Here is a 1,666-nt window from a genome sequence, read left to right on the forward strand (position 1 = left end):
AGCTGCCGGATTGCTCGGCCGCGTCCCTTCTAACGTCACCACTCGCATTCAGCAGCTCGAGGCCGAGATCGGTGTGCCGCTGTTCCAACGCGACAGGTGCTGTCACATTGATTTTGGCTTAACGGTTTGACGATAAGTCAGGTTGGCATGGTCGAAGCATGCGCCACCTACAAGAACCATCGCTTCCCGATCGAAATCGTTGCTCATGCCGCCTGGCTTTATTGCCGGTTCGGGCTGAGCCTGCGCGATGTTGAAGAAATGCTGCTGGAGCGGGGGATCGTCGTCTCCTACGAGAACATTCGCCGCAGGGGAAAGAAGCACAGTCCCGATTATGCACGTCGCCTGCGCCGCAAGGCGCCATCGAAAGACGATGTCTGGCATCTTGATGAGGTAGCCGTGCGCATCAACGGCAGACGGTGCCGGCTGTGGCGCGCCGTCGACCAGGACGGCTATGTGCTGGATGAGATCGCGCAGACCCGCCGCAATACCAAGGCGGCCAGGCGTCTGCTCATTCGTCTGCTGAAGAAGCAAGGCCTGTCGCTGAAGCGTATCGTCACCGATAAGCTGCGCTCCTATTCAGCGGCAAGACGTCAGGTCATGCCCAATATCGAGCACCGGTCGCACAAGGGCCTCAACAACCGGGCGGAGAACTCTCACCTGCCGTTTCGAAAGCGGGAGCGCATTCGGCAAGGCTTCCGCAGCATTGGCTCCCTTCAGCATTTCGTCTCCGTCTTCTCCGCCATACGCAATGTCTTTGTCCCCTCCCGCTCAAACAGGTCTGCCACGCAGATCCGAACTCACCGCCTCAATGCCATGGCAGAATGGAAGGCCGTGGCGTTGCAGATTGCCTGAAAACAGCTGTGGGCTTCCGCGCGTCCACGCTTCAAACAATGTGACAGCGCCGGAATAGGAGTTGATGAATGACCGAAGAGAACAATCGCCAGAATGCGGAATTGATGGAATTGACCGCGGATATTGTCGCGGCGTTTGTCCAAAATAACGCAGTACCTGTAGCAGGCCTGCCCGATCTAATTTCTTCAGTGAACTCCGCTCTCGTTAGCTTAGTCAAGCCAGCTGTAGTCGAGCAGCCAACACCGACACCGGCGGTCAATCCCAAAAAGTCTGTGTTTCCCGACCACATCATTTCTTTGGAAGACGGGCGCAAGTTCAAGTCGATGAAACGGCACTTGGGCTTGCTTGGCATGACGCCTGACGAGTATCGAGCTAAGTGGGGGTTGGCGCGGGACTACCCTATGGTGGCACCAAGCTACGCTGCACAACGGTCAGAGCTGGCGAAGTCTTTCGGACTTGGTCGCAAGGCGAGCGCAAAAATGCCCACCAAGAAGGCGCCAGCCAAGCGGGTGAAGGCCTAAGAAGACCCTGCCTCAGGCAAGCGGGCTCGATGCGATGACGCGTCAATCTCGACTGGCGAGCAGAAATACTATGTGTCGAACTTACCGGCCGACGCGAGCAGGCACCTCAGCAGTTGAAAGAGGAACTCGGCCTCGACCACTTCGAAGGTAGATCCTGGACTGGATTACACAGACACGCCTTGATGACCATGATCGCCTACGCCTTTCTCCAATCCCGCCGCCTCAAAGCAGCGGGACGGAAAAAAAAGAGTCGGGGGCCGCCGCCACAACCGAGCATGCCGGCCATCAGGCAG

Annotated in this window: 2 protein-coding genes and 2 pseudogenes; all 4 read left to right on the plus strand. The window is 57.7% G+C overall.

Annotated features, from left to right (window positions below; translation table 11 throughout):
* A pseudogene (locus tag BLS48_RS34525) lies at positions 1-94 on the plus strand (helix-turn-helix domain-containing protein); the annotation flags it as partial.
* Positions 95-147: 53 nt separating this feature from the next.
* On the plus strand, positions 148-852 hold the full coding sequence (locus tag BLS48_RS34530) for an IS6 family transposase (protein WP_038655155.1): 705 nt from the start codon (positions 148-150) through the stop codon (positions 850-852).
* A gap of 68 nt (positions 853-920) precedes the next feature.
* Entirely contained in the window at positions 921-1,373 is a 453-nt protein-coding gene (locus BLS48_RS34535) for a Ros/MucR family transcriptional regulator (protein ID WP_038655158.1), read from the plus strand.
* Positions 1,374-1,421: 48 nt separating this feature from the next.
* Positions 1,422-1,666 (plus strand): annotated as a pseudogene (locus BLS48_RS34540) (IS701 family transposase); the annotation flags it as partial.

Origin of the sequence: Mesorhizobium qingshengii, assembly GCF_900103325.1 — a bacterium.
In the GTDB taxonomy this organism is placed as follows: domain Bacteria; phylum Pseudomonadota; class Alphaproteobacteria; order Rhizobiales; family Rhizobiaceae; genus Mesorhizobium; species Mesorhizobium qingshengii.